We start from the raw sequence: 24,963 nt of genomic DNA, 5'->3' as shown, positions 1-24,963 counted from the left end.
CATGCTGGGTATTCTGGTTGGTCTGAAGGCTGAGGCGCGGCTGATCAGGCCGTATAGTCCCGGCTCACCCATCGCGATCAGTGGCGCAACTGCAGAGGGGGCACGTCAGGGCGTCGAGCGGCTTCTCGCGGCAGGAGCGACTGCGCTGCTGTCATTTGGTTGTGCGGCGGGCCTTGCTCCTGACCTGAGGCCAGGAGCCCTGATCATTCCGCAATGGGTGCTCGTGGACGGAATGCCGGCGAAGACCGAGGGGGCGCTGTCGCGTCGTTTTGGCGTGGGGCACACCGGCGTGCTTCATGGTGGGCTTTTGCATAGCGACGGACTGATCGCCACGGCCGCGGAGAAGGAGCGCCTTCATGCCCGCACGGGTTGTCTGGCTGTCGATATGGAGAGCGGGGTCGTTGCCCGAGCTGGGCTGCCTTTCGCGGTGCTCCGGGTTGTGTGCGATGATTCGCGCCGCGATCTGCCTCCTGCGGCTTGCGATGTGCTGGAAGGCGGCGGTATCTCGCCGCTCAAGCTGGCCGCCAGCCTGCTGCGTAAGCCCGGTCAGATTCCAGCGCTGATGGCGCTGGGACGCGATGCGGGAGCGGCGCATAAGGCCATGGCGGCGTTCCTGGCCCGCCAACCAGCATAGCTCTGGCGCGGAGCTCAACACACCAGCGCAACGTATTGGAGTGGCCGCAGGCTCGCAGGCATTGTTTCGCGGCGCGTCATGGCATTGATGGGGATTTTTGACCCCGGTCGTTCATTAATTTTTCAAAAACGACTATAAATCGTGGGCGATACCGGGGAAGTTTTGCATCACGCTCCCGGTATCACCCACATTATGGACGAAAATATTGTGTTCAAAAATAGGCGAACACTGCGTTTGTAAAAATATTTTAGATTTTAAGCGTAATAATAGGGAAAAATACAGGAGAAATGGACGCTGCAGCAGATGCGCCCTACCAGCGCCGTGCCTCATGTCTCGCCGTTGCAGAGCCGGTGATACGACCTGAGCAGGGACGCGCACGGGTCGCGGGTTCTCCTGGGGGCGTACGGCGTGGCTGAGGCGGTGAAGGAAGTCACGATTGTCTGAAGCTGACTGGTTTCACGTGCGTGGTGCGTGTCGGCGTGGCACGATCGATCCCGTGATTTTTCCTGATCCGTCACGGCGTCCCATGCAAAGGCGGGTCATCCGAGGCAGTGTTCGTATCGAAGCGGGGTTTTCCCACTCCCGGCGCTCAAGGTCGAGGCGTTTCGCCGTGTTGTGTCGGGGGCGTGCTTTGCGCTGCCAAGCCAGAGGGCGAGGGAGTATCGATCATGTCCATCAAGCCATTCACATTCGAGACGGTGCCCAAGATCACCATGGAGTGGGGGGTTGCCGGTCGGATTGGCGCCGCCCTGCGTGCTCAATGGGCTATACGCCGTGTGTTGTTCGTCACCGATTCCGGTCTGACGCGCTCAGGGCTTGTCGCGCCGCTGATCGAGTCGCTCCAGGAGGCAGGATTCGAGGTGACGCTTTATGATCAGGTTGTCGCCGACCCCTCTGAAGCGATCCTCCAGAATTGTGTGGCGGCCGGGGAGGCGGCAAAGATCGAGGCTGTGCTCGGTGTGGGCGGTGGGTCATCCCTGGATGTGGCGAAACTCGCCGCAATCCTGATGGGTGCGAAGCAGCCTCTTTCCGAGATGTATGGGGTCGATCAGGTCAAGGGGGGGCGGCTGCCCTTGATTCTGGTCCCGACGACGGCGGGTACAGGCTCGGAGGTTACGAATGTCGCGGTGATTACGCGGGAGGGCACTCACAAATCAGGGGTCGTTTCTGCACCGCTTTTCGCTGATCAGGTCTTTCTGGATGCTGAGCTGACACTCGGTCTGCCTGCGTCCCATACGGCTGCGACTGGTGTGGATGCCATGGTCCATGCGATCGAGGCCTATACAGGACGCGTACGTAAAAATCCTGTTTCGGATCATCTTGCACGTTCGGCTCTGGCTCTGCTCTTCCGCCATCTGGTTACAGCCTGTCGTGAGCCCCGTCATCGTGGCGCACGCGAAGCCATGCTGCTGGGTGCCATGCTGGCAGGGCAGGCTTTTGCAAACTCGCCCGTTGGGTTGGTCCATGGCATGGCCTATCCTCTGGGCGGGTATTTCCATGTGCCTCACGGTCTGTCCAATGCGTTGATGCTTGCCCCTGTCCTGCGTTTCAACGCGCGCGCATGTGCAGCGCTCTACGCCGAGCTTGGCGATGCCATCGGCCTTCCCTCGGAGGGAGACGTGTCCACGCGTGCGGAGGCCTTTATCAGCGCACTGGAGGCTCTGATGGACGCGGCCCAGATGCCACGACGGCTCCGTGATGTCGGTGTGACTGAGGAGTATCTCCCAATTCTCGCCGCTGATGCCATCACCCAGCACCGTGTTCTGGTGAACAACCCGGTAGCTATCACCGAAGAGGAAATGGTGGGACTGTATCGTCAGGCCTTATGAACCGTCAGGCGGAATATGTGCTGCTGCGAGCGCCATTCCGCGGAACGCGCAAGAATTGAGCGCGAGAGTGAAGGGCTGGCGTCATGAGCCAGCCCGGGGGCTCCTTGCAGGGGGATCAGCCCTGCGGTGCAAGATATCGCTCGACCAGACCGACGAAGAGCGCGGCGCCGGGAAGTATATTGTCGTCGTTGAAGTCGAAGCCGCCATTATGAAGCGGCACGCCGTTGCAGCCCTCGGTGCCATTGCCGATAAACCAGTAGCAGCCATTGGGGTGCGCCTCGAGCATGAAGGCGAAATCCTCGCTTCCCATGAATGGCGGGCAATCATGACAATGATCCGCCCCGACGATGTCCTGTGCCGTGGCGCGCGCGAAATCGATCGCGCGTGCATTGTTGTTCAGTACCGGACTGCCATTGAGATGCTCGATGGTGGCCTCGCATTCGAAGGTTTCGGCAGTATGGGTGGCAATGGCGCTGATGCGGTCGAGGACGCGCTGGCGCACATCTGCCGTCATGGTCCGCACAGTCAGAAGAAGCGTGCCTTTTTCGGGAATGACATTGGCGGCACTCCCCGCGTTGAGGGCGCCGATCGTGACGACGGCGGGCGCGAACGGGTCGATATTGCGCGAAACGATGCTCTGCAATGCCATGACGAGTTGTGCGCAGGCGAGGACCGGGTCTTTCGCTTTCTGGGGCATGGCCCCGTGTCCACCCTTGCCCGCGATCGTGATCTTCACGGTGTCCGAAGACGCCATGGCGGCGCTTTTGTGGAAGTAGAAGTTGCCGCTCGGAAAGCCCGGCATGTTGTGCTGGGCAAACAGGATATCGCACGGATATTTGGCAAAGAGTCCGTCATCGATCATGCGACTACCACCGCAAAGCAGTTCTTCGGCAGGCTGGAAGATCAGGTGCAATGTGCCGTCGAATGGGCGTTTTTCCGCAAGATATTTTGCGGCGCAGAGCAGCATCGTGGTGTGCCCGTCATGGCCACACATATGGGATACGCCTTCCTGGGCGCTCTGCCACGCCACGCCGGATTTTTCGAGGATCGGCAAGGCATCCATTTCGGCGCGTAGACCAATGACCTTCCCGCCGGCTCCCTGGCGCAGGGTCGCCACAAGTCCGGTACCGGCGAAGCCACGCTCAATCGTATAGCCCCAGTCCTGCAACTTGGTCGCGACAATGTCGCTCGTCCGCTTTTCAGCGAACCCCAGTTCTGGATGGGTATGGAGATCATGGCGTAGCGCGACGAATTCCTCGCGCAGAGGGGCGAGGGCCTTGAGCAGGGGAGAGGCGGTTACGGGGGATGACATAGGGGCAAGCCTTTTTCATTGCTGCGGGACTCCTGGCGGGGCGTCCCTGCTTGCCTGTGTCAACGATCTTCGGGAGGCCGCGTTACGTTCCCCCTCCTTCACAACATGACGAGCACGGCCGTGATGCCAGGGCCGCGCCTTGCGCCTAGCCGCCTTGTCCGATCCCGGTGTGGCTCGTCAGCACGAGATAGAAAATGAAGACAGCGTCCAGTCCGAGGACCATGGGCGTGAGGCGGACAAACTGCCGGGTGACCAGCAGCAGCAGAGAATAGAAGAGCAGGCCAAGAGCGAGGCTGATCATGAAATTGCCGGTCAGGACGGCAATGAGAAGCATGAAAGCAGGCGTCAGGAGTGCCTCCTGAGAGCTGTTGGCGGCCTGTCCGAGCGCCGAGAGCATGGAGAGCCCTACCAAGATGAGAACAGGGGCCGTAGCTTCGGCGGGTATCATCACGATCAGGGGCCAAAGTACGGAGGACGCCGCGAAAAGCAGGGCGACGGTCAGCGCCGTAAGTCCCGTGCGGCCACCTGCCTCGACCCCGACCAGGCTCTCGACATAGGCGGAGACGGTGCTGGTCCCGAGCGCGGAACCGATGATGCTGGCCGAACCATCGGCCGCGAAAGCCGCTCGACCGAGGAGGGTGGTGCCATCCGGCTTGGTCAGTCTCGCACGGTTGGCCACGCTGTACATTGTGCCTGTCGCGTCGAAGAAATCGCTGATCAGGAAATAGAGGGTGATCGGCAGAAGCAGATCGAGATGTGAGAAGAAATCACCAAAATTGAACGGGAAAAGAAGATGGGTCGGATAATGCGGCCAATCCATGAAATGCTCGGGCAGGCTTGCCACGGTGTGACCGTTCTTGTGGACAAACAGGCTGGCGAGAGTCACCGCAAGAATGGCGATCAGCATTCCAGCCGGAACGCGTAACACGAGGAGGACGCTGGCGAGGAACAACCCGAACAGGGTGAGCAGAACCGAGGGATCGGTCAGCGCCCCGAAATGAAATCCATCGGGCGCACCTACGGCCAGCCCGCCCGTGACCATGCCCAGGCGGGCGATGAAGATCCCGATCGCGACCTGAATGCCCAGAACGATCGGTTCGGGAAAGGCCTGGATGATGCGATGGCGCAGACGTGTCACAGAAAGGGCGGTGAAGGCGATCCCCCCGAACAGGACGATCGTGAATGCCGTGCGTACGTCGACATGCATCTGATGTACGACGATCTGCGCGAAAATGGCGTTGCTGCTCATGGCAGGCGCGAGAGCGATCGGCATGTTGGCAAAAAGGGCCATCAGCAAGGTGCCACAGATGGCCGCTGCGATGGTCGTCATGATCATGTCATGCGGAAGAAGGCCCGCCTTGGCCATGATCGCCGGATTGACGGCCATAATATAGGCCATGGCACCGAAGGTCGTGAGTCCCGCCAGGATTTCACGCTGGATTGTCGAGCCTCGTTGAGCAATCCGGAAGCGGCGATCCAGCCAGGTAGTGAGGGGAGAGGGGGTCACGGGATGGCGGCTCCGGGCAGGGGTCAGGCGTCGCGCCCTTCTAGGGGGGGAGTGGCCCTGGCGACAAGAGCCTTGGCCTGTCTGCAAGGGGCAAGCTGGATGAACCTACTGAATGGCACGATAGCTGTCGCGCAGACCGGCCTGAAGCGGGGCCAGAGAACCATCGGAGTTCTCGGGAAGCAGGCCAAGCAGCATCATGGTCAAAGGATAGACATCCACATTATCAATCGTGGGCAGTACCCGATGCGACTGGAAAGCAGGACCGGACGCTATGAAGCTGGCCAGCATGTCCGGAGAGGCATTGTCATAGCCATGGCCTCCGGCATTGACGTGTTCATGGGGTTCGCGGGTGAGCGTCCAACCGGTCTCGGCGAGACAGAGCCAGGCCGGTACACGTGGGTTGGTGCCATAATGAAGCCGCTCTGGAATATGGGCGCGCGGCCAGCAGGTGACATGGTTATGAGGCGCAGAAAGCGCGCGTGCCAGATCCCGTTCATGACCCGGCACGGGGTTGATGCCGGCATAGGGGCCCGAGGTCACGACCGACATGCTTCCTGAGGGGGCGAGGTTCGTCAGGGGAATGACACGCTGCGGGCTGAGGGCTGCCATCCCGTGATCGGAGACGATGAGGATGTTCGCAGCGATATGACGCTCCGCCAGACCAGTCAGAAGGGTGGCAAGGGCAGTATCGACCTCTTGCGTGGCCGCTCTGGTCTGGGGAGAGAAAGGACCCGTCTTGTGCCCGGCATGATCGACACCGTCGAAATAGAGCAAGGATAGAGCAGGGCGTTTCTCCACGGGGCGGTCGAACCACGAGAGTACGGTTTCGACCCGTTGGGCAGGACTGCGCCTTGCGTCGAAATGGTACCAGATATCCGGGCGTGTATTGAGGATGGGGACATCCGAGCCCGGCCAGAACATGGAGGCTGTCATCAGACCATGCATCTGGGCGGTGACCCAGGCGGGGGTTCCGTTATCCCACCAGCGGGGATCATCGAGCCCTGTCTTCTGGCTCACGCTGAAGGTCTCGCCGGGAATATCCGGATCGGTCATGGTATTGCCGATCACGCCATGATGGTCAGGGCGCAGACCGGTGACGAGTGTATAGTGATTGGGAAACGTTACCGAGGGGAAAGACGGGCGCATGGGGGCAGATACGCCTCTGTCTACCAGAGCATCCAATGTGGGGGTTTGGCCCGCGTGCAGGTAGTCAGGCCTGAAACCGTCGATCGAGATAAGGATGACCGGCGGCAGGCCGGAAGCCGTCTCGGCGCGGGGCGCGGAAGGTGCGGTCTCGCAACCAGCCAGACACAGGACAAAGCTCAGAAGAAAAGGGAGGCGCGCCATAGAGCCAGACTGGCAGGATGGCGCGCGCCGATCAATCGTCTTGATCGCCTCAATTCTGTTTCAGACGGTTCTGCCAGACCGAGTGGACCTCTTTGCGGCTCAGCTTTCTCGCCGGAACCGCATGCCCCTGAGCAGAAGGCGTTACCGTTGGGGCGCCGCTGCCCGTCGTGGCACCGGGCTTGATCCCGGCAGCAGGCGCCGCATTAGCCTGGCCGAGGGCGTCCTCACAAGCGCTCCCCTTGCCAACGCCAAACTGGATGGTGGGCAGCAGGGCTGCGGGCGGGAAGGCGATAGCGAGCCCTGCGGTGGCCGCCGCACGACCGATGATTTCGGCACCGGGCATGATGTTCGGGCTCTTGAGCGGGCCTGTGATGTTCACCCGGCCTGGGAAGGACAGAATGTTGAACGAGGTCGAACGCGTGGTGACGTGATAATCCAGCGTTTCGTTGCGCATGTTCACGGTGCCACCACCGAGTGTCCGGGTGTTGTTTGTCATGAGCAGGAGCGAATTCGTGCTCAGGATGCCCTGACGCAGGGGCATGTCGGCGATGAAGCATTTGAGGTCGGAACGCTGCGGAATGCCCAGTGCGGAGAGAATGGCGCTGCCTACCTTGAGGCCCATCAGGTCGGGGAGCAGCGCTGATACATCGCCGCCGTGATCGACCACCAGCGTTACGCCGCCATCGCCATTCGCCAGAAGCGAAGCGATGGAATTGCCGGTCGCAGCGAGGGTAATGTGGCCGCCAAGCGTGCCCTGTCCCTTGAAGGTTTCGGTCGCTTTCATCAGACGCTGGATCGACAGGCGGGAGACATCGACCCTGAAATGGGTCTTGAACTGGCCGTTTGCCGTGGGGTCAAGCGCACCGGAGAGGCCGAGCGTTCCGTCGCCGACGGCGAAATTGAGCTTGTTGATGGTGATCGATCCATCCTGCACCGCGATATCCGCAAGGATATTATCGAGCGGCATGTCCTTGTTCTCGATGCGATCACCTTTATAGACCAGATGGGCATTGACCGAGTTGAGCTTGGGCACATTGATCGGGGTTGAGGGCAGGATACGGTCGCTCGCTGAGGCTGCCTTGCTCTCCTGATGCCCGGGCTTGGCACCGATGAATCCGCCCAGATCCTTGAGATCCACATGATGCGAGAAGAGATTGGCATCAACTGTGATCGGCTTGGTCTGCGGGTCGACCGATATGGTACCGCCGATGTCGGATGACCCCATCTTGCCGGCGAAATTCGTGAAGCGGATATGGGCGGCTGTGTAATCGAGGTTACCCGAAACGCTGTACGAGGGCGTCTGGGGGATCGGGATACCGGTCAACCCGTAGAGCAAAGCCATATCGGGTCCGGCGAAATGCAGGACGAGCTTTGTGCCCTTGAAGTGCAGCGGATCATCCACTGTACCGCGAAGCGTCACATAGGTTGGACCGTTTTCGAGACGCGCATCGATCGGATAGGGACGGCTCGAATTCGTAAGGGTCAGAAGGGATCCCCCAACGATATGGCCGCTGATTGGCGCCTGGGCGTAGCGCCCCTTCAGGTCGATGACAATGCTGCCATCCTGGTCGCCTTTGGACGGGGTGGTGTGCAGAAGCACGTGCATGTCCGTCTTCAGCTTGGCCAGGGCCACACGGATATCACCATCAGTGATGATCACGTCGCCGATCTTGGGCAAAGGGGCGGCCTTGCTCTGGGTGGCAGGTGCGGGCTTCGCGTCGGGATCGGTGAAGCTGTAATTGTTCCTGCCATTTGCCAGAGACACGATATCGCCTCTGGGCGTATCGAGGGCAATCAGGGGGATTTCGAGCCCTTTATTCGTCAGGTAGTTCCAGACATTGACCGAGACGGTGGCCTTGCGCGCGCTGGCGAAAAGCTCTTTCTCGCCCTCGAACCCTTCCGGCTGGCGAATCTGCAGATCATCCACCGAAACGGTTGTTGTGAATCCGAGCCGGACATGTAGATGGGCGATGCTGACCGGACGATGCAGGGCGGCACTGGCACGGCGGTCCACAAGGGGAACGAACCAGTCCCAGTTCCAGAACACGATCAGCAGAATGATGAGCCCGGCGAGTGCTCCTGTGCCTATGGCAAAGGCGTGGCGCACGGGGTGTCGTGGTGCCCTTTGGGGGGATGTTCCGGGTTCTGCCACGTGCGCTGCCTTTCTGCTGTGTCATGGTCGAGGCGGTAGGATGCGCGCTGTGATACCGCGCGCCAGGCGCGGCAGGGCGCTCCCGGACCCCAGACAATCGTCGTCCCGTGATTACGAACTTGCGAGAAAGGAGTTCCGATGGGCGGTGCGCGCCCGGACCGGGCCTAGGGCGTGGTCAACCAGAGGGGGATGAGCCCTGTGTAACGTGTCTCGAGCATGTTGCGGGCAGCGGGGTCGAGATGGGCGATGGCGCAGGCCATGGCCTCCGGCTGAGGCGTACGCAGCAGATCGATCCCGAGACAGAAATCCCGGAAACTATTTCCCTGACTCCGTAGTGCCTGATAGGCGCGCAACGCTGCGGCGAGGCTATGCTGCGGCGGGACTGGCCGGGGAATGAAGTGCAGGGGCTGCGGTGCTTCGAGTGTGATCGCGCCTTCCCCGTCCAGCCCAATGGCATGGGCGGTAAGAGGAGAGAACAGCACGAGTGCGGTCATGTCCCCGGAAGAGTATTCATCTGACCCGTCTGAGCCGTGTGCGGAGGCGAGGCGGATATCGACCGGATACCAGTTGGTCAGAATCTGGCTGTGGGTGAGCGGAAAGCCTTTACCGCTGTCCGCCAGAAGCAGACCGGTCTGGCCTGGACCGCGCGGCGGCTGGGCGCTCTCATCGGCCTCGATCTCCTCGGAGATGAGCCATACCGGCTCGTGTGCCGTCCCGCTCTGGCCGGGAGAGCGCAGAATGAGGGCCTGTGTTTCACGGTCGATGGCGAGGATCTGGCCGTCTTCCGTGCTCAGCATCGCATGGCGCAGGCTTGACGGGGCAGGCACGCTCTCATGGTCACGGATCGCGAAAACGGTCTGAGGCAGAAAGCTGGCGCTATGGTCGCGTATATCCGCGCGGATGCGCCAGAAAAGCGTTTCGAGCATGACATGGGCGATACGCGCCGCATGGTGGCGTGTAGCCGCAAGAAAACGCTGCGCGGCGAGGTCTTCCTCATCGTTGCGATCAAAATGGCCCCACAGATCGGGAACGTCGGTCTGGTTGGTCAGATGCGCGCGCCGACGGGAGTAATGGGTTCTGTTGCGCGCGACATAGTGCAGAATACGCGCCCCCTCCCAGACGGGAGGCGCTTCAGGCGAGAACGCCAGACCAGTGGCATGGACATGCCTGCCGGGGCTGACGGCCCAGTGACAGCCATCGATAAAGTGGTCGTGGACGCATTGGGGGCGAAGAAAGGTCTTGCCCAGTCGATGATCGGCGAAATCGAGCGGTGCGCGCTTCGTGTAGGCTGCGATGGGGGCTTCACGGGTTCGGGCAGCATGGCCGTTCGCGCCGAAAATCGACCAGTTGAGGGTGACGGCATCGGCATCGGGGAAGCGATCGAGGAATGCGCCTATCCGGTCTTCCGTTTCCGGCAGCACGTATTCGTCGCTCTCGAGGCAAATCACCCAGTCGAACCGGGAGCGGCAGGCTGCAATGGCTTGCGTATAGGCGGTCGAGCGACGATCGCGATAGCTGTCTTCCGAGGCCGGCACACGATGCGCTTCTATCGGATAGAGCTCGGCAGCGGCACGGATGATCTCCCAACTGCCATCGGTCGAGCGATCATCATGGATGATGAGCGTGTCGAACCCTACTGCAAGATGATAGGCGATCCACCAACCGATATCGTCAGCATCATTGCGGATGAAGAGGATGGCGGCAGTGGAAGCCATGACAGAATCCTTTTTTGGTTTTGTTGGACCCTTCAGGGTCAGTCCATCTTGAGCGCGGCAAGGAAGGCGCTTTGCGGGATTTCGACCTTGCCGAACTGACGCATGCGCTTCTTGCCTTCCTTCTGCTTTTCCAGAAGCTTGCGCTTGCGCGAGATATCGCCACCATAGCACTTGGCCGTCACGTCCTTCGACAGCGCGCCAAGCGTTTCACGCGCGATGATACGCGAGCCGATGGAGGCCTGAATCGCAATCTTGAAGAGCTGTCGGGGGATCAGATCCTTGAGCTTGCCACAAATGGCACGGCCACGCGTCTCGGCAACCGTGCGATGCGCGACGAAGGCGAGCGCATCGACCGGCTCCTGATTGACCAGGATGGAGATGCGCACGAGGTCGCTCTCCTCATAGCCATCGATCTGGTAATCGAAGCTGGCATAGCCGCGTGTCAGTGATTTGAGGCGGTCATAGAAATCGAACACGACCTCGTTGAGCGGCAGGCGATAGACGGCCATGGCGCGGTTGCCGACATAGGTCAGATCCATCTGGATGCCTCGACGCTCGCTGCAGAGCGTGAGCACGCTGCCCAGATACTCGTCCTGCACCAGTATGGTCGCCTTGATCCACGGCTCCTCGATCTTCTCGATCTTGCCGGGGTCGGGCATGTCGGCCGGATTATGCAGATCTTCCTGAGTGCCGTTGGTCAGATGCATCTTGTAGACGACGGACGGTGCAGTCGCGATCAGGTCGAGATTGAACTCGCGCGACAGACGCTCCTGGATGATCTCCAGATGCAGCAGACCGAGGAAGCCGCAGCGGAAGCCAAAGCCGAGCGCGGCCGAGGTCTCTGCTTCGAAATGGAATGACGCGTCGTTCAAACGCAGCTTGGCGAGCGAGTCGCGCAGCTTTTCGAAATCATCGGCGTCGATGGGGAAAAGGCCGCACCACACCACGGGAATGGACGGCTTGAATCCCGCCAGAGGCTTGTCGGCAGGGGTACGATCGAGGGTGACGGTATCGCCCACTGCCACATCGGCCACGGTCTTGATGGCCGCGTTGATGTAGCCCATCTCGCCAGGGCCGAGCGTTTCGACCGCCGTCATCTTGGGCAGGAACACGCCCACCTGATCGACATGATAGGTCGAGCCCGCCTGCATCATGCGGATCTTGTCGCCCCGCTTGAGCGTACCTTCCATGATGCGCACCAGGATGATCACGCCGAGATAAGGGTCGTACCAGCTATCGACCAACAGGGCCTGGAGCGGCTTGTTGGCGTCGCCTTTCGGCGGGGGCAGGCGTGTGACGAGGGCCTCGAGCACGCCTTCGATGTTCAGTCCGGTCTTGGCGGAGACCTCGACGGCGTCATCGGCGGGGATGCCGACCACTTCCTCTATCTGGGCGCGCACGCGCTCGACATCGGCGGCGGGCAGGTCGACCTTGTTCAGGACCGGGACGATCTCGTGATTGGCGTCGATCGCCTGATAGACATTGGCCAGCGTCTGGGCCTCGACACCCTGGGACGCATCGACGACCAGAATGGAGCCTTCGCAGGCTGCGAGGGAGCGGCTGACCTCATAGGCGAAATCGACATGGCCCGGCGTGTCCATGAGGTTCAGGATGTAGGTCTTGCCATCCTTGGCCGGGTAGGTCAGGCGCACGGTCTGCGCCTTGATGGTGATGCCGCGCTCCTGCTCGAGCTCCATATTATCGAGCACCTGCTCCTTCATTTCTCGTGCCGTAAGCGCACCGCAGGCCTGGATCAGACGGTCAGCCAGCGTGGACTTGCCGTGATCGATATGGGCGATGATCGAGAAATTGCGGATCTGGGAGAGGGGCGTGCCGGTCATGGCGCGATACATAAGCGATTGCGCCGTTCTTGTCATTGGGGAGAAACCGCTGCCAAGCGATTTCTCCCTGACGTTTCCTTGCCCGGACGGGCCGTGTTTTCAGCGATCTGTGAGGCGGAATTCGATACGACGGTTTCGGGTGTAGGCGGCTGCCGTATTGTGCTGATCGAGGGGCTGATAATCCGAGAAACCGGTGGCGGCGAGATGATGCGGATCAACCCCTTCACGGATCAGCACCTTGACCACGGTGATCGCGCGTGCGCTCGACAGCTCCCAGTTGCTCGGGAAGGCCGTATGGATAGGCTGCTTGTCGGCATGGCCGTCCACCCGCAAGATCCAGGGAATATCGGTCGGGATCTGGCTTGAAACCTGTTTGAAGGTATGGGCGAGCGCTGCGATTTCCTTCTCGCCTTCCGGCGTCAGATCGGCGCTTCCCTGGGGGAAGAGAATGGAACTCTGGAATACGAATCGATCGCCGACGATTTCCACGCCTTTCTGGTTCTTCAGGATGTCCTGAAGACGGCCAAAAAACTCTGACCGATAGCGCTTGAGCTGATTCACCTTATCGGCGAGCGCCACATTGAGCTTGTTGCCCAGATCGGTGATCTGCTGGTCGCGCGCACTGACATCCTTCTTGGCGATATCGAGTGCCTGCCCGATGGCCAGGAGCTGCTGGTTCAGCTGCTCGAGCTGCGACTTGAGCTGGGCTATGGTCGCCTGATCGGATTGCGTCGCCTGACCGGCAGCGGCGAGGGCCTGTTCCTTTTCGGCAATGGTGCCATTCAGCGTGGCGAGCTGCTGGGTAAGGGCATCGGCCTGGCGCTTCGCGCTGTCTCTGTCGGTGGTGAGGCTGGCCACCATGGCGTTGAGCTGGGTGTTCTTGGCTTCCGTCATCGAAAGCGTCTGCTGCAGGGCAGCCAGCTGTTGACGCAGCGTATCGAGCGAGTGCGTCCGCTTGCTCAGGGCGACGGAGAGAAATTGCTGGCCGAGCACGAAGACGAGCAGCACGAAGGTGACGACCATGAGCAGGGTGGAAAGCGCATCCACATAGCCGGGCCAGGCATTGAGTTCTCCCCCATGGGAGCTGCGTCGGGAGCGTCGAGCCATGAGAGCCTCCCCGTCTTACTGTGCTGCCGGAGGAATGGAGGTCGAGCCTCCGGGGCTGGTGGCGGCGATAGTGCGGGCCAGAACACGCAGATCATTGCGGATCTCTCCGGCCATCTGCGCCCGCCCGCTATGGAGTTCGTCGATGAGGCGTATGATATGCCCCTCGATGCGGCCGAACTGCTCGCGGCTGTCCTTGGCGTCATTGAAGGCGGCGGTGCCCGGGGTGGTAGCCTCGCCCACATGTTTCAGGAAAGGCCCAAGCAGGGCCTGCTGGTCGGCCACACGGCTCATCATCTTCTGGTTGGACTGAAGCAGGTCGGTCATGGCCTTGAGGCGCTCCTGCAGTCCGTCCATGACCTGAAGCTGCTGCATGCGGCTTTCCTCGCTGCGCGAGACGACATTCTGCAGGGTCTCGAGGTTCTCGGCGGTCTGTTCGAGGAGGGCCTGCACATAGGCCGGTACGGAAGCATCGCCCCCCTCGATCAGGGCGCCGCCCTGCTTGGTAATGCCGACGAGCCATTCCTCGACTTCATTGAAGAAGCGGTTTTGAGCCTGGCCGGCATTGAGGTCGAGGAAGCCGAGGATGAGCGCGCCTGCCAGACCGAACATCGAGCCCGAGAAAGCGGTGGACATGCCCTTGAGCGGCTCTGCGAGGCCTGATTTCAGCTGGCCGAACATGGCGTCCAGATTGCCATCACCCACGTTCATGCCGCCGATCACCCCGGCGATGGAACTGACCGTGAGCAGCAGCCCGTAGAACGTGCCGAGCAGGCCCAGATAGATGAGCAGGCTGGTCATGTAGCGCGAGATATCACGCGATTCGTCCAGACGACCCGAGAGACTGTCGAGCGTCGCCTGAGCCGATTGGTGCGACAGGCTGAGGCGCCCGGTCGTGGTGCGCGCTGCCAGGTTGCGGGCCAGCGTGCCGAGCAGGCGCGGCGGGGCAGGCTGGGCGAGGCCGGTGCGATTGACGCGCAGCTGGTCCACCCATTTCACTTCCGGCATCAGCCGGAGGACGATGCGCAGATTCCACAGGATACCGATGACGAGTACGCCCAGGATCAGACCGTCGAGCATAGGGTTGGCGAAGAAGGCGGCGTAGAGCGTCTTGCCAAGAAGGGCGGCAACGGCAGCGACAAGGATCAGGAAGATCCCCATGCGCAGAAGATAGAGCGTCGGGCGGGTCATGGCGTGGAGGTCCTCGGTTCGGTTCCGAACTGTGCTTCTGAAGACGGGGCGGGAACGCTCCCTTCGGCAACAATGTCGAGCCGGTCGGGCGGGTTGGAGCCCGGCTGGGCCAGGCCGGTTGCGCGTGGGTAGATACGCGTTGTGGCCACACCCTCACGGATTAGGATCGAGCGCACGGCAAGCGCGCGCGCAAGCGCGATGCGACGCGGCGTTGAAAGATCTTCTGTCGAGCCACTCGCCGAGGACCAAAGCGTAATCCGCAAGGTGGGCTGCGTGGCGAGCTGTCGGGCTTCGCTCTGTACCGCTTCGATCATGGCCGGGCTCATGCCGCTGCTATTGGCATCGAACAGGACACGAAGGCCTTTCGCCTGTTTTTCAACCTTGCCCTTGGCCTCGGGGTCCGGCTTGATTTCTTCAGGCGGGACGGGAGGATGGGTTGGTACTTTCACGCCGGGAGGCGGAATGACGACCGGGCGCGGAGGTTGAGGGGGAACATCGGGCGGTGCACCGACACGCTGGGCGGCGGGAGCATGGGAGGGTGCAGGGGCCGGTTTGACGACAGCCTTGCCGGTCGGCGCATTCTTTTCTGCGGGGCTCGGGGATTCATCATGCGCCTGCGCTTTATGCGGGGACGTATGGGCAGGCTTATCCGCATGGCTCTTGCCCTGGGCAGGCTTTTTGGCCGCTTTCTGGGCTGCAGGCTTTGACGCGGGTGCCGCTGCGGGCAATGCGTCATCATTGGATGTGACCTGGGCCATCGAGGGCGCAGAAATCAGCAGGGCAGCCGGAAGACCGGCCGAGAACAGGAGGGAGAGGAGGATCGGCCGTTTCATGACCGGGCGATCCTAATCGCGCTCCCCCTGCGCAAGCAATGGGGAATGAAGCGTTGTTTCCGGCCCGGTTCCCGTGGAATGCACCTGTTTTTGAACTTCCCCTTCCGGCTCCGGCGCGGAAGGGGGTAGACACGAGATCGGTGTCAGGCCTTGCGTGTGAGGGCGTCGAGCACGATGGTCCGGATAGGACCATGGAGCTGGGCATTGCCCGCAACAAGCGTGACGTCGTTATCGAGGTCGGTGATTTCCAGACCTTCGGGATCAGTCACATAGCCGCCTGCTTCGCGTACGATCAGCAGACCGGCAGCGCAATCCCACGGCTTGAGTCCGATTTCCCAGAAAGCCTCATAGCGTCCGGCGGCCACCCAGGCGAGGTCCAAAGCTGCCGCGCCGAAGCGGCGGAAACCGGCGACATGGGGCATGAGGGCGGCGAGGGTGCGACCGAAAGGCAGGCGTCGATCGGCGGGCGTCTTGGCGAACGGAATGCCGGTTGCGATGAGCGATTCCGAAAGATCGCGACGCGCGGAGACGCGGATACGACGCTCGTTCAGGAAGGCCCCGATGCCCTTCTCGGCCCAGAACATCTCATTGGCTGCCGGGTTATAAACCATGGCGGCTGCAATTTCGGTCGATCCATCGGGATGGCGGCGCTGCAGGGCGATTGAAATGGCCCATTGCGGGATGCCGTGCAGGAAGTTCGACGTGCCGTCGAGCGGATCGACGATCCAGCGCCACGTCCAGTTTTCGCCGCCAGAATTGCCGCTCTCTTCCATCAGGAAGGCATAGCCGGGGCGGGCGCGGGCGAGTTCCTCACGGATTGTCTGCTCGGCACGCAGGTCGGCCTGAGAGACGAAATCGCCGGGGCCCTTGATGCTGACCTGAAGCTGCTCGACTTCGGCGAAATCGCGCAGGAGGCGCTTTGCTGCCTTTTGCGCAGCATTCTGCATGACGGTCATATGCGGCGAGAGACGCATGGCAATAATCCTGATGAGAAACTGTGAAAGAGCAGGGTCGTCGTGTCTTGGCAAAGCCCGACACCGGGCCTTGCGATCGGGGGCGCGACAGGAGCGCGTCCCCGGCGGTGGGGTGATCAGGCCTTGGCGCGTTCGACGTACGAGGCGTCATCCGTGCGCACGACCACGCGTTCACCTGCTTCGATGAAGGGCGGAACCATGGTCTTGACGCCGTTGGACAGCAGAGCGGGCTTGTAGGACGAGCTGGCCGTCTGACCCTTCACAACCGGATCGGCTTCGGTGATCTCGAGCGTGACATGCGGGGGCAGGGAGACGCCGACCGGGTCGCCTTCGACCAGCTTCACGTTCAGTTCCATGTTGTCCTGCAGGAAGGGCAGCTGGTCACCGAAGATATCCTTGTGCAGCATGACCTGTTCGAAGGTTTCGGGGTCCATCAGGACGATGTTGTCGCCGTCCGTATAGGAATAGCTGTAGTCCTTGTCTTCCGTCATCAGGCGCTCGACGGTGTCGGCGGTGCGCCAGCGCTCATTGGTCTTGTTGCCCGTGTTCAGATCACGCATCTCGACCTGGATGAAGGCGCCACCCTTGCCCGGTGTGATGATCTGCTGCTTGAGAACCGTCCAGCGACGACCGTCATGCTCAATAACCTGTCCGGCGCGAATCAGGTTTGCCTGCTGCTTCATGGAAGAAAGATCCCGGGAATCGTGATGTGGATACGACGGGTCCGTGCCGCCGTGAAAGGCGGGGTTTTAACGAAGCGGACGCGCAAGAGCAAGCGAGATGGAGTCTGCCCCGGGGCGGCATGTCGTGCCCGCGCGCCAAGCAAGGGCGTTGTTGTGCGTTTGCCAAGCGGAAGCTAGGAGCCGAAGCATGATAATGCGCACCTTCCTGAATTCCCCCCTGCTGGTCGTGGTCTCAATGCTCCTGACCGGGGGCATGACGTCGGGACCGGTATGGGCTGAAGGAGTGCCGGCTTCAGGATCTGCCGCTGTAAGACAGGGTACTCTCATTGGAAGTGATGAGGCTTGCCCGCAGGATTTCTACAAAGGTGTTCCGCCCGTCGTGGCGGCCCCGGTGCCGCTCGCCCGTATGGTCTTTCTCTGCAACACGGATTTTGCGGTTCTGGTATCGGGCGTGACTCACGAACCGATCTGGGTTGCGGAACATCTGACCCGTGAGGGAATACGCCGTGCCCAGCACGCCCTGCGCGAAGGCAAGTTCCATGAAGAGACGCGCCAGCCTGAAGCTGATCGGGCAAGATTGAGCGATTACCAGCGTTCCGGTTTTGACCGGGGGCATATGATGCCCAGTGGTGATGCGCCAGACCGTGCCTCCCAGCAGGAGACATTCTCGCTCGCCAATATGGTACCGCAGACGCCTGACCTGAATCGTGGTTTGTGGGCCGGGGTCGAGAAGCGTGTGCGTGAGCGCGTGCTGGCCGAGGGGGAAGCCTATGTGGTGACCGGTCCGGCGTATAGGACGGATATGCCGGTGCGTATTGGTGTGCAGGAACTCCCTGTGCCGAGCTCGACCTGGAAGGCGGTTTATCTGCCTGGCCGTCAGGCCGTCACTGTCTATGTGTGCAAGAATACGGTCACTCCGAGCTGTACCCAAGTGCCGCTTGTCACGCTCGAGCGGGTGACGGGGGTCAATGCGTTTCCGCTGCTCACGGGAGCCCTGCGTGATCATATTACCGAGCTGCCGGCCCCGCAGGCCGAGCCTTATCATGTATCGCCGCAATTGCGCCGCCTGACCCTCTCCGTGCTCAGGCGCTTCCTCAATTCCATGCTCTCGGGGTCCTCACCCCTCTGAAGCACGCTCTTGCGAGGGCGCGGTGTCCAGCGTGTGACTCTGGCCATAGGGATCGCGTACGAAACCGGGATGGGTGTCGGGGCGGTAGTAATCGGGCCCGAGCGGGACTTTGCCCGCGCCTCCCGGGATGTCGAGTACGTAAGTAGGCCAGGCCAGCCCGGTCACGCGGCCGCGCAGCCGGGCGAGCAGCGCGCGCCCCTCATCGATCGGCACATGAAAATGCGCCGTGCCCGGCGCCGGGTCGAGCTGATGCAGGTAATAGGGCTTGATGCGTGCGGTAACGAAAGCGCGCAGCAGCGCCTCAAGCGCTTCCTCAGTGTCGTTGACGCCCCGCAGCAGCACCGACTGGCTGAGGACTGGGATCGCGCGGCTCTGGATCAGTCTCGTGGCGGCGCGGGCCTCAGCGGTCATCTCGCTGGCGTGATTGGCGTGTAGCACCACCCAGAGGGCGCGGTCCGTCTCGAGCGCGTCGAGCAGAGCGGGCGTAATCCGTGCCGGATCGGCCACCGGCACGCGGCTATGCAGGCGTATGGTCTGGATATGGGGCATGGCCGAAAGCGCCCCGATGATATGGCGCAGGCGGCGTGGGCTCAACATCAACGGATCTCCCCCAGTGAGGATGATCTCGCTGATAGCCGGATGATTGGCAATCCAGTCGAGGGCGCGCGTCAGGTCTTCTTCCGAGAGCAGACCACCATCGGGGCCGACATGCTCGCGCCTGAAGCAGAACCGGCAATAGAGCGGGCAGACCAGCAAAGGTTTGAGCAGGGCGCGATCAGCATAACGATGCACGATGCCAGGCACGGGAGAGAGAGCGTCGTCGCCGATCGGGTCGTGGAGTTCCCATGGTGCGGTGTGCAGTTCGGCCGGGGTTGGAACGACCTGACGGGCGATCGGGTCGTCAGCGTGTGTGATCAGGTCATGGAACGCAGGTGGGATGGCCGTCGCAAATTGCCTGGCGACAGCGTCGAGCGCCTCCTTTTGCGCTTCCGGCGCGAGCCCGTGGGCGACGAGTTGTGTAACGCTCCGCAAGACGGGCCGGGATGCGGCTGGGGGATTGACCTTTTCTGACATCAGGGCGCTGTACTGCAAGCCTATCAGCTTTCGCAACCAAAGAGCACAGATCATGGCCCGTAGAGACGCGGTTTCAGACAAACTTCCGCTCATGCAAAGACGCATTCTTTTGCAGCGTAGCCTGAGGGCGTTTTTCGAGGCGCGGGGTTATCTGGAGGTTGAGACGCCCTATGCCGTGACCTCACCGGGTGAGGAAATCCACCTCCGATGTTTCCGGACAGAACTGGAAGCACCGGACGGGACACGGATGACGCGGTTCCTGCATACGAGCCCGGAATTCGCCATGAAGCGTATCGTGGCGGCGACGGGACTGCCGGTGTTCCAGCTCGCGCGCGTCTGGCGCAATGGGGAGCAGAGTGCGCTCCATGCGCCGGAATTTACCATGCTCGAATGGTATCGGCCTGGCGCAGGGCTCCTATCGCTCATGGACGAGACTGAAACGCTTCTGCGGCGTCTTCTTCCGCCCGAGGTGACGTATGGCGGGACCTGCTTGCGTATTGATCAGCCCTTCGAGCGCCTGACGATGGCGGAGGCGTTCACGCGTTACGTCGGGGTCGACCTGCTGGCGATAGGGGAGGATGCCCCTCGCCTGGCCAGGGAGGCGCAAACAGTCCTCCGCGCCGGGGAGAACTGGGAAGACCTGTTTTTTCGGCTGCTTCTGGAACGTGTCGAGCCCCGCATCGGGCGTGACAGTCCCACCTTCCTGACGCACTGGCCTGCGGCTCAGGCCGCCCTGTCGCGGCGCGATCCCGAAGATCCACGCGTTGCTCTACGCTTTGAGCTCTACGCGGCCGGGATCGAACTGGCCAATGCGTTCGAGGAACTGACCGATCCTGACGAACAGCGGGATCGCTTCGAGGCGGATCGGGCGCGACGGCTTGCGCTGTACCCGGATCAGGATTGGCCCCTGGACGAGGCATTTCTGCGGGATCTTGAGGGTTTACCCCCTTGTAGTGGGATCGCGCTGGGCTTTGACCGGTTGGTCATGCTGGCTACCGGTGCCCCTCGGCTCTGTGACATTCTGTGGTTTTCTTAAACCTTCGGATAGCCATGAACCTTTTCTGGGGGCAAACTCGTTCTCATGGCCTAGAGTGGCGCCAGCTTCGAACTGATCCGGCAGGCGGCTTCAGCTTCGGAAAGGGTAACAGGATGATGAAGAAAACAGTTTTTCTGTCGTTTGCTGCTTTGCTGACCCTGTCAGCATGCGATGTACCGACGGTTCAACAGCGCAAGGTGCTGGATTCCATGATCGGCAAGACCGACGTGGATGTACTCAGAACCTTCGGCGTGCCCACGCGCACCTATCAGGCCAGCGGCCATGACTTCCTGGCCTATATCGATAACGAGACCAATTACTCGCCCGGCACAGGGGGGTGGGGTTGGGGTTGGGGTGGCGGTCCCTGGGGCGGTTATGGCGGCTGGGGCGGCGGCTGGGGTGGTTATGGCGGCTATGGTGGTGGTTTTGGCGGTTTCCCGCCCAGCTATTACAATACAACCTGTCAGACGACTTTCGAACTGACCAATAGTCGTGTGGTCGGCTGGACCATGCGTGGAGATGGATGCTGAATTCAATGGCGCTGCTGGACACAACAATAAAAAGAACAACCACGATCGGTGGCGCCATACTGGCGGTTACCCTCGCAGGATGCGAGAGCCGCGCGCGCCAGGATCCGTTTCCGAGGGCCAATTCGCTCTCTGCGGTCCAGATGCCTGCGGTCAGCAGCGCTCATATGTATCATGCCTCGACCAAGACAGAGACGTCGAGCCCGGTGGCTTATCATGAGCCGCCCACTTTCTCCTTTGCTGACCGGCCTCTGAGCGAGAACATCACGACGGCGTTAGAGCTTGCCGATTATCGTCAGGCCCTGCGTCAGGCGGGCATGTTCCCTAGGCTTGGTCGCAACGGGCCCTTTACGGTTTTCGCGATGCCCAACGAACCGTTCGAGCGCTACGCGGCTCAGATTCCGGGCGGCCTGATGGCGCCTGCCAATGCTCGGCAGCTCCAACAGCTTCTGGGCTACTCAATTATCCGTGGTAATTGGACGCCTCAGAGACTGACCCGGGCGATGGCGCGGCTGAAGTCCGACAGGATCGGCCTCAAGACCCTCTCGGGCGATATGCTGATCATTCAGCGTGAGAGCGCAACCGGGCAGTTCGTGTTGTCCAATCAGACCGGGCGCATCGTCAAACTCTGGCTCAACGGCGCGCCTCAATCCAATGGTACGCTCTATATCACCCAGGATATTCTGCCGCCGCGCGGCTGATGATCGCTTCCAGCCGCGCCCCGGCTTCGTCGGCATCGACGAAGCTGAGTGGCACGGCCAGGAAATCCGCATTGGCCTTGATCATGGCCGAGGCCTCTTCTGCGGTTTCAATACCCTCCGCGATAACCGGCAATTCCATCATTTGTGACCACCACGCGACCAGGTCCGGCGCGTTGGGGGCAACTGATATATAATCGGCACCGAGTTCGCCTGCGTGCATGGCGTCATCGCGGCTGGTGCCGCAATAGACACCCAGTTGCAGGTCCCGCCCGAGCTCTTCACGCGCGGTCAGGCACTGGGCGGGGCTGCTCGTGAGATGCACGCCGTCACAGCCGAGTTCGCTGGCCAGGGCGGGCAGATCTGTCAGGATCAGGGCGGTCCCGAGAGACTGCACGGTTTCACGAATGGCCTTTACGCAGTGACGAGCGCGGTTCTCCTCGGACGTGCCCAGTCTCAGGGCTGCCGGTGTCCAGCGTTCGAGCACCTTGACCAGATCGTTCAGTTCACGGGACGGGTCGAAATCCGGCATCGTGACGAGATACAGTTCGCAAGGCAGCATGGGCAGGGTCCGTAAAGGTTGGGCGCTCAGCTTTCACGCGCCAGATATCGGGAGAGCTGAGTCAGTCGGTAGGCGTTATAGGGTGGTCTGCCAAGAGTGAGTGCGTCCGGGCGGCTTGTCAAAATCTGGCCTCCGCAAAGGGGAGCGAGAGCCCTGATCGTCTCAAGAGCGGGTCCACGCGCCGTACAGATAACCCAAGCCACGCCCTCGCGCAGAGCCAGCGCCGCCAGAGCAGGTGCCGAACCGGCATCGAAGAGCTTCGGTCCGTGCAGGTCCCGCGTCAAAGCCAGCCACCAGGGCAGGCCCATGATAGGCCCGAGACCCGGGGCAGGAATAACAGCGTAGGGAGGGGCCTCGTCCGGCGGAGGCAGATAGGCGAGGAGTGACCTGTCATAGAGGGCAATCACCCTCCTCGGGAGCAGGGCCTCGGGCTTCATGCTTGACCTCGCGACAGGTTAGGGGCTTCCTTGTGAAAGCGGAAAATGCGGTGATGAAGAGGGTGTTTTGACGGATCAGATCGAGACTGCAAAGGGGTCTGTCAGACCGGAGGCGCGGATCGAGGAAGCGCTCGACCGTATTGCCTATGCCTTGCATCATGCCAGACACGCGCCGGAACAAGGCCCTGACTGGCAGCCATTGGCCGCGAATATAGAGGCTCTGCGCCTTCGGGTTCGAGACCTTGTCGCACGTCTTGATGATGAGGATGAGGCATAATCATGGCCCAGATATCCCTCCGACTTAATGGTTACTCCTATACGATCGGCTGCCAGGATGGCGAGGAGCGCTATCTGCAGGAGCTCGCGAAGCAGGTGGAGCGCCGCATTGAGCGTGTTCGGAGTCTCGGGACACAGGGCGGCGAATCCTGGACTCTGGTCATGGCCGCATTGCTCATGGCCGATGAACTGCATGATCTGGCCAAGGAAATCCTGCCCAGCACCACCAGCGAGCGGGTGCAACGGGCTGATCGGATCATCACCGAGAACGAGGCGCTTGAGCAGAAGCTTAATTTATTGGCCGAGCGCGCCGAAGGCATTGCAGGCGAGCTTGAGAGTGCCTAGTTAGTGACGGGTGGGACTGCCCGGTACGTCAGGCAACTCAACCCCTGGGCCGATAAGCACTTCCTTAGGGAGCTGGCTCTGTTGTGATCGTGGTCATGATATCTGGCGCCCACCTGCGTGAGCAGGTCCGGGAGGGCTGAAAGACCGACGGCCAGGGTGGTTCCACACATGATGATAGATCAGCAAAAGCAGGATCTGCGGCGCATGATGCGCCAGCGCCGGGCCGATACGGTGGCTCCTCCCCATTCTCTGGATCTCCTGAACAAGCGCCTTGCTGCAGCGTTGCTTGTTGAGCCTGCTGCGCGCGCGATTGGGTGTGTCTGGCCTTTGCCTGACGAGCCGGATCTGCGCCCGCTCTGTCATGCCCTGTTTGCTGCCGGGCGCGACGTGCTTCTGCCAGAGACAACTCCCAAGGGGAGCGCGCTCCTGTTCCGGCGCTGGACACCGACCTGCGCGATGCTCACAGGCCGTTTTGGCACAGTGCATCCTGACGGAGTTATCGGGCGTCCAGATGTGCTGCTGGTGCCTCTTCTGGCTTTTGACAGGTCGTTCAATCGGCTGGGCTATGGCGGGGGCTATTATGACAGGACGCTTGCGGCTCTGGGCTGCCGGGGGATCGGGTTCGCTTTCGCGTGGCAGGAAGTGGCGCATGTACCCATCGGGCCGTATGACGCGCCTCTGGACCGTATTGTTACCGAGCAGGAAATCATCACCCCTAGGGCCGGGAAAGGCAAAGCAGAGTGAGACTACTTTTTCTTGGAGATATCGTTGGGCGTTCAGGGCGGGAGGCCGTGATAGCCCGTCTGCCGGAGTGGCGTGAGTCGCTCAAGCTGGATGTCGTGGTAGTGAATGGAGAGAATGCCTCCCACGGTTTTGGACTCTCCACCGCGATCGCGACCGATCTGTTCAAGGCCGGGGTTGATGTGATCACGCTGGGCAATCACGCTTGGGACAAGAAGGAATTGCTGCGGGATATCGACTCCGAACCGCGTATCATTCGACCACTCAATTTCCCGCCTGGGACCCCGGGGCAGGGATCTTTCGTGATCGTGCTGCCGAACGGTCGCAAGGTGCTGGTGATCAATGTCATGGGGCGCCTGTTCATGGACCCGCTCGACGATCCTTTCCGCGCCGTAAGCGAGTGTCTTTCGCGTCACAAGCTGGGGATGACAGCCCACGCCATTATCGTGGACCTGCATGCGGAGACAGGCAGCGAGAAAATGGCCTTTGGTCATTATCTGGACGGGAAGGTTTCTCTCGTGGTTGGCACGCATACCCATGTGCCGACCGCAGATTATCGCGTGCTCTCCAAGGGAACGGCCTATCAGACCGATGCCGGAATGTGTGGCGACTATGACAGCGTGATCGGTATGGGAAAGGAGGCCTCTCTGTACCGCTTTGTGCGCAAGCTGCCGGGTGAGCGCCTGCAGCCTGCAGAGGGAGAGGCGACTGTATGCGGGGTTTTCGTCGAGACGGATGACCGTACGGGGCTGGCCACACGGATCGAGGCTGTACGGCAGGGGGGACATCTCAGCCCTTCTTTCCCGGTTTTGTGAGTTTTTTTGGATTAATTTGTTTGTGGTGTGTTGGTTGATGGGGGTGGGAATCGGGATTGGCCTATGATTGGCGTGGGTTTTGGGTGTTTTGAGGAAGTGTTTGACAACCCCCCCTGGTTTCCGTAAAAGCCCGTTCACCGCAGCGGACGATGCTGGGGTGGCTGCCTGAAAGACTGAGTAAGATCAGTAGTTTAGGTAGGG

The 24,963-nt window shown here is 61.3% G+C and carries 24 protein-coding genes and 1 other RNA gene; 11 read left to right on the top strand and 14 right to left on the bottom strand.

Going from position 1 to position 24,963, the window contains the following annotated elements:
• Nucleotide 1 precedes the first annotated feature (1 nt).
• Nucleotides 2-634 (top strand): hypothetical protein, encoded by a 633-nt coding sequence (locus WFJ47_RS11605; protein ID WP_336763153.1) that lies wholly within the window; start codon nucleotides 2-4, stop codon nucleotides 632-634.
• A 668-nt stretch (nucleotides 635-1,302) separates the two neighbouring features.
• Nucleotides 1,303-2,463 (top strand): iron-containing alcohol dehydrogenase, encoded by a 1,161-nt coding sequence (locus WFJ47_RS11600; RefSeq protein ID WP_336763152.1) that lies wholly within the window; start codon nucleotides 1,303-1,305, stop codon nucleotides 2,461-2,463.
• 115 nt (nucleotides 2,464-2,578) lie between these two features.
• Here the strand turns inward: WFJ47_RS11600 and WFJ47_RS11595 are convergent, their stop codons facing one another.
• The 11 genes from WFJ47_RS11595 to efp form a co-directional block, all read right to left on the bottom strand.
• The gene (locus tag WFJ47_RS11595; RefSeq protein WP_336763150.1) at nucleotides 2,579-3,775 is read right to left on the bottom strand and encodes a M20 aminoacylase family protein; all 1,197 of its coding nucleotides are present in this window, start codon (nucleotides 3,773-3,775) and stop codon (nucleotides 2,579-2,581) included.
• A 145-nt stretch (nucleotides 3,776-3,920) separates the two neighbouring features.
• Complete coding sequence (locus WFJ47_RS11590; protein ID WP_336763148.1) at nucleotides 3,921-5,282, bottom strand: NCS2 family permease; 1,362 nt, start codon at nucleotides 5,280-5,282, stop codon at nucleotides 3,921-3,923.
• 105 nt (nucleotides 5,283-5,387) lie between these two features.
• Nucleotides 5,388-6,629 carry an ectonucleotide pyrophosphatase/phosphodiesterase gene (locus tag WFJ47_RS11585; protein ID WP_336763146.1) on the bottom strand — a complete coding sequence of 414 codons (1,242 nt, stop codon included), beginning with the start codon at nucleotides 6,627-6,629 and terminating at the stop codon, nucleotides 5,388-5,390.
• A gap of 49 nt (nucleotides 6,630-6,678) precedes the next feature.
• Complete coding sequence (locus WFJ47_RS11580) at nucleotides 6,679-8,736, bottom strand: AsmA family protein (protein WP_336763144.1); 2,058 nt, start codon at nucleotides 8,734-8,736, stop codon at nucleotides 6,679-6,681.
• A gap of 209 nt (nucleotides 8,737-8,945) precedes the next feature.
• The gene (locus tag WFJ47_RS11575) at nucleotides 8,946-10,496 is read right to left on the bottom strand and encodes a glycosyltransferase family 2 protein (RefSeq protein WP_336763142.1); all 1,551 of its coding nucleotides are present in this window, start codon (nucleotides 10,494-10,496) and stop codon (nucleotides 8,946-8,948) included.
• A 38-nt stretch (nucleotides 10,497-10,534) separates the two neighbouring features.
• On the bottom strand, nucleotides 10,535-12,337 hold the full coding sequence (gene lepA, locus WFJ47_RS11570; RefSeq protein ID WP_127103461.1) for a translation elongation factor 4: 1,803 nt from the start codon (nucleotides 12,335-12,337) through the stop codon (nucleotides 10,535-10,537).
• A 99-nt stretch (nucleotides 12,338-12,436) separates the two neighbouring features.
• Nucleotides 12,437-13,444, bottom strand: a complete 1,008-nt coding sequence (locus tag WFJ47_RS11565) for a peptidoglycan -binding protein (protein WP_336763140.1) — start codon at nucleotides 13,442-13,444, stop codon at nucleotides 12,437-12,439.
• A gap of 15 nt (nucleotides 13,445-13,459) precedes the next feature.
• A complete protein-coding gene (locus WFJ47_RS11560) occupies nucleotides 13,460-14,632 on the bottom strand; it encodes a flagellar motor protein MotA (protein ID WP_127103357.1) in 1,173 nt (390 codons plus the stop codon).
• On the bottom strand, nucleotides 14,629-15,465 hold the full coding sequence (locus tag WFJ47_RS11555) for a hypothetical protein (RefSeq protein ID WP_336763138.1): 837 nt from the start codon (nucleotides 15,463-15,465) through the stop codon (nucleotides 14,629-14,631). Before WFJ47_RS11555 ends, WFJ47_RS11560 begins: the two co-directional genes overlap by 4 nt.
• 143 nt (nucleotides 15,466-15,608) lie before the next feature.
• Nucleotides 15,609-16,439, bottom strand: a complete 831-nt coding sequence (locus tag WFJ47_RS11550) for an inositol monophosphatase family protein (protein WP_336763137.1) — start codon at nucleotides 16,437-16,439, stop codon at nucleotides 15,609-15,611.
• A 116-nt stretch (nucleotides 16,440-16,555) separates the two neighbouring features.
• Complete coding sequence (gene efp, locus WFJ47_RS11545) at nucleotides 16,556-17,122, bottom strand: elongation factor P (RefSeq protein ID WP_127103354.1); 567 nt, start codon at nucleotides 17,120-17,122, stop codon at nucleotides 16,556-16,558.
• A 187-nt stretch (nucleotides 17,123-17,309) separates the two neighbouring features.
• Between efp and WFJ47_RS11540 the strand changes: the two genes are divergently transcribed.
• A complete protein-coding gene (locus WFJ47_RS11540; protein WP_336763135.1) occupies nucleotides 17,310-18,251 on the top strand; it encodes a DNA/RNA non-specific endonuclease in 942 nt (313 codons plus the stop codon).
• Here the strand turns inward: WFJ47_RS11540 and WFJ47_RS11535 are convergent.
• Entirely contained in the window at nucleotides 18,240-19,325 is a 1,086-nt protein-coding gene (locus WFJ47_RS11535) for a lysine-2,3-aminomutase-like protein (protein WP_336763134.1), read from the bottom strand. The genes WFJ47_RS11540 and WFJ47_RS11535 overlap by 12 nt on opposite strands.
• 52 nt (nucleotides 19,326-19,377) lie before the next feature.
• Between WFJ47_RS11535 and epmA the strand changes: the two genes are divergently transcribed.
• The 3 genes from epmA (at nucleotide 19,378) to WFJ47_RS11520 (ending at nucleotide 21,589) form a co-directional block, all read left to right on the top strand.
• Nucleotides 19,378-20,361 (top strand): EF-P lysine aminoacylase EpmA, encoded by a 984-nt coding sequence (epmA, locus tag WFJ47_RS11530; protein ID WP_336763132.1) that lies wholly within the window; start codon nucleotides 19,378-19,380, stop codon nucleotides 20,359-20,361.
• Nucleotides 20,362-20,474: 113 nt separating this feature from the next.
• Entirely contained in the window at nucleotides 20,475-20,891 is a 417-nt protein-coding gene (locus tag WFJ47_RS11525) for a hypothetical protein (RefSeq protein WP_370265776.1), read from the top strand.
• Nucleotides 20,885-21,589 (top strand): fasciclin domain-containing protein, encoded by a 705-nt coding sequence (locus WFJ47_RS11520; protein WP_336763130.1) that lies wholly within the window; start codon nucleotides 20,885-20,887, stop codon nucleotides 21,587-21,589. The genes WFJ47_RS11525 and WFJ47_RS11520 overlap by 7 nt, the downstream gene beginning before the upstream one ends.
• Here WFJ47_RS11520 and WFJ47_RS11515 read toward each other — a convergent pair.
• Together WFJ47_RS11515 and WFJ47_RS11510 are read right to left on the bottom strand one after the other, a co-directional pair.
• Nucleotides 21,558-22,148, bottom strand: coding sequence for a thiamine phosphate synthase (locus WFJ47_RS11515; RefSeq protein WP_127103349.1), 591 nt, complete (start codon nucleotides 22,146-22,148; stop codon nucleotides 21,558-21,560). The two genes, WFJ47_RS11520 and WFJ47_RS11515, sit on opposite strands and share 32 nt — an antisense overlap.
• 26 nt (nucleotides 22,149-22,174) lie before the next feature.
• Nucleotides 22,175-22,585, bottom strand: a complete 411-nt coding sequence (locus WFJ47_RS11510; protein ID WP_336763128.1) for a hypothetical protein — start codon at nucleotides 22,583-22,585, stop codon at nucleotides 22,175-22,177.
• Between the two features lie 67 nt (nucleotides 22,586-22,652).
• Between WFJ47_RS11510 and WFJ47_RS11505 the strand changes: the two genes are divergently transcribed.
• From WFJ47_RS11505 to WFJ47_RS11485, 5 genes are all read left to right on the top strand, one after another.
• Nucleotides 22,653-22,862 carry a hypothetical protein gene (locus tag WFJ47_RS11505; protein ID WP_127103347.1) on the top strand — a complete coding sequence of 70 codons (210 nt, stop codon included), beginning with the start codon at nucleotides 22,653-22,655 and terminating at the stop codon, nucleotides 22,860-22,862.
• A gap of 2 nt (nucleotides 22,863-22,864) precedes the next feature.
• Nucleotides 22,865-23,206 carry a cell division protein ZapA gene (locus tag WFJ47_RS11500; RefSeq protein WP_127103346.1) on the top strand — a complete coding sequence of 114 codons (342 nt, stop codon included), beginning with the start codon at nucleotides 22,865-22,867 and terminating at the stop codon, nucleotides 23,204-23,206.
• 10 nt (nucleotides 23,207-23,216) lie between these two features.
• Nucleotides 23,217-23,373: non-coding RNA, 6S RNA (ssrS, locus tag WFJ47_RS11495), on the top strand.
• A 1-nt stretch (nucleotide 23,374) separates the two neighbouring features.
• Nucleotides 23,375-23,950, top strand: a complete 576-nt coding sequence (locus tag WFJ47_RS11490; RefSeq protein ID WP_336763127.1) for a 5-formyltetrahydrofolate cyclo-ligase — start codon at nucleotides 23,375-23,377, stop codon at nucleotides 23,948-23,950.
• Nucleotides 23,947-24,762 (top strand): TIGR00282 family metallophosphoesterase, encoded by an 816-nt coding sequence (locus WFJ47_RS11485; protein ID WP_127103344.1) that lies wholly within the window; start codon nucleotides 23,947-23,949, stop codon nucleotides 24,760-24,762. Before WFJ47_RS11490 ends, WFJ47_RS11485 begins: the two co-directional genes overlap by 4 nt.
• Nucleotides 24,763-24,963: the final 201 nt, after the last annotated feature.

This window comes from Asaia sp. VD9 (genome assembly GCF_037150015.1).
In the GTDB taxonomy this organism is placed as follows: domain Bacteria; phylum Pseudomonadota; class Alphaproteobacteria; order Acetobacterales; family Acetobacteraceae; genus Asaia.
This window is presented reverse-complemented; position numbering and strand designations above follow the sequence as displayed.